The sequence below is a fragment of the Microcoleus sp. B5-D4 genome (assembly GCF_036705145.1).
Taxonomy (GTDB): Bacteria; Cyanobacteriota; Cyanobacteriia; order Cyanobacteriales; family Microcoleaceae; genus Microcoleus.
On the sequence record NZ_JAUBTV010000080.1, the window covers coordinates 25,898 to 35,338 of the forward strand.

A 9,441-nucleotide genomic window follows, 5' to 3' on the forward strand; every position below is an offset into this window, starting at 1 on the left:
ATTTGGCCCTGGCTCAATTACAGTAATTGCAGAGTTAAAAGCCCGAAAATAGTTTTAATTGCATGATTAAATCGAGGCAGAACCCCGAAAAATTGGGCAGCTAAAGTCTTTAATTATTGCACGCTCTCAGCCATTGAGAAACAGCCGTCGAACCCCACTCCTCCAGAAAAGTGCCACATCTAGCAATTCCCTAGCGCCAAGCATGGCATAATTGACAGCACTGCAAAAAGCAGATAGAAAGGTGCAAACACTGAAAATCAGAGATTCAGGGAACAAAATTTATAGGTGAGGATACTGTGAAAGTTTTAGTTGTGGGGAACGGAGGGCGCGAACACGCGATCGCAAAAAAACTGCTAGAATCTACGCGGATTAAACAAGTATTCTGCGTACCGGGCAACGGCGGCACAGCTACCACCCAAGGCTGTCAAAATCTGTCGCTCAACATCGACGACTTCCAAGGCATCGAACGCTTTGTGATGGTCAACAACATCGGATTAGTCATCGTCGGCCCCGAATTGCCCCTATCGCTAGGCATCGCCGACTATTTCCAACAGCGAAAAATGATGATTTTCGGCCCCACCAAAGCCGGCGCCCAAATTGAATCCAGCAAATCCTGGGCCAAAGAATTGATGCTGGAAGCAGGCATACCCACACCCAAAGCTGCCGTATTTACAGACGCAGAAGCAGCCAAAGCATACGTTCTGGAACAAGGAACCCCCATAGTCATCAAAGCAGACGGACTCGCATCAGGCAAAGGAGTCACCGTTGCCACCACCGTCAAAATGGCTCACAGCGCCATCAACACCATTTTCCGAGGCGAATTCGGCACCGACAACATCCGAGTCGTCGTCGAAGAATTCTTAACAGGTCAAGAAGTCTCGATTCTCGCCCTCACCGACGGCATCACAGTGGAACCGTTGCTGCCCGCCCAAGACCACAAAGCTATCGGCGAAGGCGACAAGGGAGCCAACACCGGCGGTATGGGAGCCTACGCCCCAGCGCCCATCGTCACCCCGGAACTCATGGAAAGGATTCAAGAAGAAATTCTCGAACCCACCCTCGCAGCACTGCAAAAACGCAAAATCGACTACCGGGGTGTACTCTACGCAGGTTTAATGATTACCCCCGACGGAGAACCAAAAGTCTTAGAATTCAACTGCCGTTTCGGAGATCCCGAAACTCAAGCGGTTTTGTCGCTGCTGGAAACGCCTTTAGAAGATTTGGTGCTCGCCTGCTGTCAGCAGCGTCTCGGTGAATCTTCTATTCGCTGGAAGTCGGGGGCCTCTGTGTGCGTAGTTTTGGCTTCTGGGGGCTATCCTGGAAGTTATCAAAAAGGCAAAGTTATTACAGGTATCGAGGAAGCTGAAGCCAAAGGAGCAGAAGTGTTTCACGCCGGCACCCAGTTGAAGCACCAGCAGTTGGTGAGCGACGGCGGCCGGGTTTTGGGCGTCACCGCAGCGGGAGAAACTTTGGAACAAGCTATCTCCACAGCTTATGCAGCAGTTGATTGTATCCAATTTGAAGGGGTCTACTGCCGTCGGGACATCGGCCGCCGAGCTCTGGGCGATAAAAATTAGGAATGGCGACATCGACCGCCATCCGAAAGCCAAGCAATCTCAATGTAGAAATGTAACAATGAAGTTTGGTGTATCTGCGGTGGCGGTAGCGGACAAGTCGCAGCAGAAAATTTTATCTGAAGCCAACTGAATTTATCTTGCTTTTAATATTGAACGGGTGAACTGGTGAAATGCTGGCCATACTAAACAAAATCGGAGAAATTATTGCCCGCTGGTGGTCGGATTTTACCCTCCAGACCCGCCTGATGGCCGCTGCTACCCTCGTAGTGTCGTTAATTATGAGTGGCCTGACCTTCTGGGCCGTGAATACTATCCAGCAAGACGCCCGACTTAACGATACTCGTTACGGCCGTGACCTCGGCCTGCTGTTGGCGGCAAATGTGGCGCCGCTGATTGCCAACAACGATCGCTCCGAAGTCGCCCGCTTTTCCCGCCAATTTTACAGCAGCACCTCCAGCGTCCGCTATATGCTTTATGCAGACGAAGCGGGGGATATTTTCCTGGGGATACCCTTTTCGGAATCCGAGGTGGAGACTTCCCTGACACTGCGCCGCCAGATCAAACTTCCCGATAATTTTCTCGCCGATATTGAGGCGAGAAATTTAACTTCTTTGCCTTTGGTGCGGCAGCATTTGACGCCAGATGGAGAAGTTACCGATGTATTTGTGCCGTTAATTCATGAAGACAAATATTTGGGAGTTTTGGCGATCGGCATTAACCCCAATCCCGCAGCAGTTATCTCTTCAAATCTGACTAGGGATGTCACTTTAGCAGTATTTGTCACAATTTGGGTGATGGTAATTTTGGGAGCTGTATTTAATGCCCTGACAATTACTCAGCCGATCAAACAATTAGTCTTCGGGGTCAAAAATATCGCCAGCGGGAATTTTAAGCAGCGAGTTGACCTCCCTTTGGGTGGAGAATTGGGCGAGTTAATTGGCAGTTTTAATGAAATGGCCCAGAAACTCGAAAGTTATGAAGAACAAAATATTGAAGAACTGACAGCGGAAAAAGCTAAGTTAGAAACTTTGGTATCAACGATTGCTGATGGCGCGCTTTTATTAGACGCAAATTTGCAGGTAATTTTAGTTAATCCGACGGGGATGCGGATTTTTGGCTGGGAAGGCAAAAATGCGCTCGGAGTAAATGTTCTGAACATTTTGCCTTCGGAAGTGCAGCAGGACTTGGGGAGACCGTTGCAGGAAATAGCTGCGGGCGATCGCGACGGCGGCGAATTTCGCATCTCGATGAGCGAACCAGTTAACCGTACAATTCGGATTGTTTTAACTACAGTCATTCTGCACAAAGCGCCCGGTGCCGAACCGCTGTGCAAAAGCTGCATCCGCCATGAGGAAGATACCTGTACCGAGCCACAACGCCCGCTAGCTGTAGAGTGTACTTTCTACGAGCAAACCTCCAAGCATCAAGGTTCAGGAAATTACCGGGAAAGTCTCAAAGGCATTGCAATGACAGTGCAGGACATTACTCGCGAAGTAGAACTCAATGAGGCTAAAAGCAATTTTATCAGCAATGTTTCTCACGAATTGAGAACACCTTTATTTAATATCAAATCTTTTATCGAGACTCTCCACGAGTACGGAGAAGACCTTCTAGAAAGTGAGCGCCGGGAATTCCTAGAAATTGCCAATCGAGAAACCGATCGACTAACTCGTTTAGTTAACGACGTGTTAGACTTGTCGCGACTGGAATCCTGCCGAGTTTATCACTTGGAAGCTGTTGACCTCCCGCAAGCTGTGGAACAAACCCTGCGGACTTATCAGTTAAATGCTAAGGATAAAGGCATTGAATTAGAGCAAGAAGTTGACCCGTATTTGCCCCCTGCTTTAGGTCATTACGATTTGTTACTACAAGTATTTGCAAATTTAGTAGGAAATGCCTTAAAATTTACGCAATCCGGCGGCAAGGTAGCCATTCGAGCGTATTTGCTAGAGTCGGAGGCGCCCACCCACAAAGACGGTCAATCCGGGAAGCAAAACTTGTCACCGGATGCCAAACATTTTCCGGTAGTGCGGATCGAAATTTCTGATACTGGAATTGGCATAGATCCTGAAGACCAACAAGCAATCTTCGATCGCTTTTTCCGGGTAGAAAACCGAGTACACACTTTAGAAGGAACGGGATTAGGTCTTTCTATTGTCAGAAACATTATTGACAAGCACCACACTAAAATTAATTTAGTTAGCGAAGTTAATGTGGGTACGACTTTCTGGTTCGACTTGGCAGTTTATCAGCCGAAACAAACACTAGAGATGGAAAATTCTTGGCCAGTGGAAGCAACGGTGGAGAGTGAAACAATTGCGAGTCATATTCAGTGATCCCACTTAATTAAACGTAAAACGCGATCGGTGTTAAAGCCCCGACTTCTTAAAGAAGTCGGGGATATGCCTATTCTGTTTAAAGATTCTCCTAATAGGCCTGACCAAACGCTGACATCATCCGTGTGGATTATCCTTAGCTGTCCTATCTAAGCTCAATTTTACCGATAAAACTACATACCAACACCAATAAGTACCAACCCCCAATAATCCCCCCTCTGTCAAATTAGTCATTAGCATAAATGTTAATAAATACAAAGGCAAACCTGACTCAGGAAAACTTCCTTTAACTAGGTACTTTATACCTCTAAATATATTATTTAAAAATGACAAAATAAACAACAACAATCCGCACCAACCCAGATCGCAAATTATATCAATAAAACCATTGTGAGAGTGGGGTGGTATAAAACCAGATTTAGCTACTATAATTCCGTAAGCTGGATTTTCCAAGCCACGCCAAGACTGCCAAAATCCTGCAATCCCATAACCAAATATGGGACTATTTTGATTAATTCGATCAATAATTAAAGGCCAAAAGTCTGTCCGACCCGTTAAAGTCATATCTTTTCCCAAACCATCCACAATAATAGCCTCTAAATTATTTAACACCAAAATACTTATACCTATACTACCCGCCAGAAATAAGATAAAGCAGACAAAAGCCCATTTGACTGGTAATTTTTTTAAGAGGGCTAAATAACTCCACAAACTGATTAATACCACTGTCAAAATGCGACTAGCACCGCTACAACCTTTTTGCAATCCTATTAAAGCTATTAAAGTGATAAATAATGAGAAATATCGATATTTACGCTCTTTAACAGCATATAAAATCCATAAGGAAGCTGTATTAGCCATTTGAAAAGAAAAAGGGTTTTTATGGCCAAAAACTCCTGTCCAACAACCGTCCGGTGCGGGATTTGGTTTCACAACTCCCCATAAAGCTAATAAACCAGTTAGCCATCTCAATAATCCATAAATTTCCAACCAACTATACACTTTTCCTACATAAATAGAAACCAGTGTTATTCCCCACATAGCCAAAATAGCCCTAAAAGTAAGTTCAGGAGTTTCTGACCACAAGCCAGATAAAGTCATGAGCAACAAAAACAAACCTAAAAAAATGTCTCCTGCTATCCATTTAATGACTAGAGAGACTGTTTTTTGGGTAGTTTTAGTTAATCGGGGAAATAATATTAATATCATGGCCCCATAAATAGCAATTTGACCAATAATCGTTGGGGGTGTACTGTCTAAATTGTATAAAACTTTAGGATGGATCTTGGTAAAGGGCATTGCCGTGAGCCCCGAACCACCAGTGATGGTAAAAAAAAGTATCCCCACAAAAATCTTTTCTAATGTGAGACCCAATTTGGGATGGCGTGCGACTAAAATATAAATAGTCACAAAGACGATAAGCGTTAAACACAATAGCATCAACCCAAACATCGGCACCCTTAAAATATCTTTCATGGCTTTACCTCTATCATAAATTTGTTACTACCTATGAAATGGCTTACCCTCCGTGCTTTAAAACTGCCACTGCTGGCGCTGGTACTCACTTTCTCCTACCCTCAAACCAACCTCGCTCAGTCGCCCGCCCCCCCCGCAACAAGTATTAATACTGACTACTATCTAGGTGGTGGAGACAATATTAGAATTGATATCTACGATCTGCCTCAGCTTAGTGGGGAGTATCAAATTCCCGCTGGGGGATCTATTCAAATCCCCATTATTGGTAGTATTTCCCTTCAAGGATTAACTTTAGAACAGGCAGCCCAAGTTATCACTAGAGCTTATGGCCGGGTCGTAAAAAGACCTTTAGTTACAATCAGCTTACAAGCTGCCCGCCCGCTTAATATTTGGTTATCGGGTGAAATAAGTCGTCCCGGCTCCTACTTATTGCCCCTAGCTAATGGAGGTGGCACTAGACCATCAATTCAGTTTCCCACGCTTCCTCAAGCTTTAGAAAAAGCTGGGGGTATTCGAGCTAGCGCTGATATTCGACGAGTAATTGTGCGGCGTCGGCTTACCGCTAACAAAGAAATAACTATCACTTATAATCTGTGGGATTATTTACAAACTGGTCAGAGCAGCCAAGATATCACGTTGCGAGATGGAGATCAAATCTTGGTTCCCCCTCAAGAAACCATTAATTTAGCAGAAACAAATCAACTTAGTGAATCTAATTTTTCTATACCAGCAGAGCAACCCCGTACTGTCTCAGTATTCGGAGAGGTGAAGCGTCCCGGTAGATATGTAGCCATTGGTGGTGATACCCGAAATGGTGAAAGAACCAGCGGACAACCGACCATCATTCGAGCTCTACAACTAGCTGGTGGCATCACATCAATCGCTGATCTTCGGCAAATCCAACTCCAACGTTATACTAGAAGTGGCCAACAACAAATTAGAACTATTAACCTCTGGCAATATTTGCAAGAACAAGATACCTCTCAAGATACTATACTACAAGAAGGGGATATCATCTTTGTCCCGACAGCGACGGCGATCGACCCTGGAGAAGTTTCTGTTCTAGCTACTGCTAGCTTTGCTCCGGCGACTGTGCAAGTGAGCGTTATCGGAGAAGTCAATACTCCGGGTGGACTCAAATTACCTCCTAATACTACCTTAAATCAAGCCATTATGAGTGCGGGGGGTTTCAGACAAAATCGCGCTAACTCTAGATATGTGGAACTGATCAGGCTGAATCCTAATGGCACTATATCCCGATCGCAAGTAGCAATTAATTTGAATCAAGGAATCGACGCTCAAAGCAACCCACTGATTCAAGATAATGACATAATTATAGTGGCACGATCGAGGAATGCTATCTTGATAGACAACATTAACACTGTTCTCTCACCAGTTAATAATATTATTGGTGGAATTCTCGTTCCCACCCGACTCATAGAGCTACTCAGACTATTCGGAAATTAGGAATTAAATAACATTCTAGCTATGGATAAAAAACTGTTGTCTTCCCTCAAGAATGACCTTAATGGTCAATATTTGTCTGCTCCCTCCGCTAATTACCTAGCTAGTACCCCAGCAGAGGATGACCAAGTTCTTGATATGAATTGGGTACTAGCTGTCGTCAAACGTCGCCTTCTGGTGATGGGCCTAGTAGCTGCCAGCATAGCTACTTTAAGCGGTAGTTTCGTGCTCACGGCAGCCAAAAAATCTATTACCGAGTATGAAGGAAAATTTACAGTTTTAGCAGAACCCATTACGGCTGACGATCGGCTATCAAAGCTCTTGGTTCAAGCTCAAAATAACAGTTTAGGCATCACAGACTTGAACAAAATTAAATCATCAGCGGAAGAAGGTTCTTCGGTGGATTATCAAAGTTTATCGCGGGTTTTAAAAAGCCCAGAAGTGTTACTACCATTAGTTAATAAATTGCAGAAAAAATATCCAAATTTTGACTATAAAATTCTCAGTAGTCGCTTGATTATCCAACGTGTTACTTTCTTGCGAGATGGGAAGCAGGGGGGTACTAAACTCGTAGATATTAGCTACCGCGATCGAGACCCCAAGCGCCTCCAATATGTGCTGGATGAAACTGCCAAATATTACCTAGAATATATGGGAAAAGAGCGTTTAAAAGTTAGCAAACAAAGTATGGATTTTATTGATCGACAAATGCCACCACTCCAGCAGAAAGTAGATAAATTGCAACAAGAATTACAAATTTTAAGAGTTCAGTATAACTTTAATCAACCAGAACTACGCAGCCGCAGCCTATCAGATCAGCTAGATATTTTAACTAATCGTCGCCTAGAAGTGCAAGGACAACTGGCAGAAAGTAGGCTTCAATATGAAAGCTACAAAAAAAGAGCGTTAACGGGCGATAATCGTTGGATTGTTGATATTAGCCCCAAATCCTATGAAAATTTAATTGGCAAAGTAAATGAAATAGAGTCGCAATTAGCTTTAAGCTCTACTCAATTTTATGAAAATAGCCTTCCCATTCAATCTTTGCGGGAAAAGCAGCAAAGTTTGCGCGCTTTAATGAAAAAAGAAGCTGATACTGTCCTCTTGCAGATGCAATCACAACTAAAACAGTTGGAAGCTCGCGAGCGATTGATAACTAATAGCCAAAACTTACTGCAAGCAAAAATCACTCAAATGCCCCAAGCTCAACGTCGCTACGATGACCTACAATTAAAACTAGAACTAGCTAAAGATACTCTCAAACTCTTCCTCGAAAAACAAAAAGCTTTACAACTAGATGCTGGTCAAATTGATGGCTCTTGGCAAATTATATCTAAACCACAGTTAATCACAAACGAAAATGGTGATCTCCACCCAGTAACAGAAAAACCAACCCGTCGCCACCTAGCCATTGCCCTCGTTATTAGCACTTTACTAGGCATTGCTATAGGTTTCCTAGTAGAAGTTTTAAATACTGTTTTCCATACTCCAGAAGAAATTAAATCAGCAACTAAACGCCCTCTTTTGGGAGTCATTCCGATCGCCAAAGCGATGAGAATTAAATCTCGTAGAGGTGAAAGGGTTCCCCCTCAATTCACTAGCGTAAGTTCAAATACTAACAGTGCAAGCTTAAAACGAATAATAGTTTCAAATTACAAAGATTTTCCTGTGGTCGAGGCATTTCACTACTTATACACAAATATTCAATTATTAAATGCTGAACACCCAATAAGTTCTTTAACCATCACTTCGACCATTAAAGGTGAGGGTAAGTCCACTGTAGCACTTTATTTAGCTAAAACTGCTTCTGCTGTTGGTAAACGAGTATTATTAGTGGATGCTAATATGCGTTTGCCTCAACTGCACACATACCTTGGCTTATCAAATATCAAAGGTTTAAGTAATGTTTTAAGTTCGGATTTAAGCTTAAATGAGGCTATTCAGCGATTACCCGACGATGACAATCTTTTTGTCCTCACAGCAGGTACTATTCCCCCTGATCCCATTAAATTACTTTCTTCGAGAAAGATGCACTATGTAATGGAACAATTCCTCGCCTTATTTGATTTAGTCATTTACGATACGCCGCCTTTGATTGGTTTAGCAGACGGCCATTTACTAGCTTCTCAAACTGATGGTACAGTGCTGATAGTAAAAATAGAAAAAACCGATCGCGGTCTGGTCAACAAAGCTTTAGATCAACTAAAGGTAGCGGATTTTAAAGTATTGGGAGTAGTAGCTAATGGGGTTAAATAACGAAGGCTGAAATGAAGTTAGATAGCGAAAGGAAGAAGTAAGACAATTTTGGATTTTGGAATTTTAATTAGCGAGAGGTATTAACTTACTAGATAGGGGTTTGGAGTTAGCCTATATCCCACATTCCGCAGGTGCGATCGCGCGAGCGAGTATTTTTCAAAGATTGGGCCACCGAACCCGCAAAAATAAGAGGCAATATTGAGCATTTCTAGTGTCCGGTTGAGCTGGCGGGGCGACAAGTCGCTTATAACGCTAATAGAATAAGCCTCATAGCTCTTATTCCTTGTTGATAATTAGGTAGTTTATGTGGAGACAAAGACATTAATTCAACA

At 43.3% G+C, this 9,441-nt stretch carries 5 protein-coding genes; 4 read left to right on the top strand and 1 reads right to left on the bottom strand.

Annotation, left to right across the window (positions count from 1 at the left end):
• The first annotated feature begins 296 nt into the window (after positions 1 to 296).
• Both purD and QUB10_RS27135 read left to right on the top strand, forming a co-directional pair.
• Positions 297 to 1,577 carry a phosphoribosylamine--glycine ligase gene (purD, locus tag QUB10_RS27130; RefSeq protein WP_333206275.1) on the top strand — a complete coding sequence of 427 codons (1,281 nt, stop codon included), beginning with the start codon at positions 297 to 299 and terminating at the stop codon, positions 1,575 to 1,577.
• A gap of 170 nt (positions 1,578 to 1,747) precedes the next feature.
• Positions 1,748 to 3,913, top strand: a complete 2,166-nt coding sequence (locus QUB10_RS27135; RefSeq protein ID WP_333206277.1) for an ATP-binding protein — start codon at positions 1,748 to 1,750, stop codon at positions 3,911 to 3,913.
• Between the two features lie 117 nt (positions 3,914 to 4,030).
• Here QUB10_RS27135 and QUB10_RS27140 read toward each other — a convergent pair whose 3' ends face one another.
• Positions 4,031 to 5,389, bottom strand: coding sequence for an O-antigen ligase family protein (locus QUB10_RS27140; RefSeq protein WP_333206278.1), 1,359 nt, complete (start codon positions 5,387 to 5,389; stop codon positions 4,031 to 4,033).
• A gap of 33 nt (positions 5,390 to 5,422) precedes the next feature.
• On the opposite strand from QUB10_RS27140, the gene QUB10_RS27145 reads away from it, so the two are divergent.
• Both QUB10_RS27145 and QUB10_RS27150 read left to right on the top strand, forming a co-directional pair.
• Positions 5,423 to 6,856 carry an SLBB domain-containing protein gene (locus tag QUB10_RS27145; protein ID WP_333206279.1) on the top strand — a complete coding sequence of 478 codons (1,434 nt, stop codon included), beginning with the start codon at positions 5,423 to 5,425 and terminating at the stop codon, positions 6,854 to 6,856.
• A gap of 21 nt (positions 6,857 to 6,877) precedes the next feature.
• On the top strand, positions 6,878 to 9,109 hold the full coding sequence (locus QUB10_RS27150) for a polysaccharide biosynthesis tyrosine autokinase (RefSeq protein WP_333206281.1): 2,232 nt from the start codon (positions 6,878 to 6,880) through the stop codon (positions 9,107 to 9,109).
• The last annotated feature ends 332 nt before the right edge of the window (positions 9,110 to 9,441 follow it).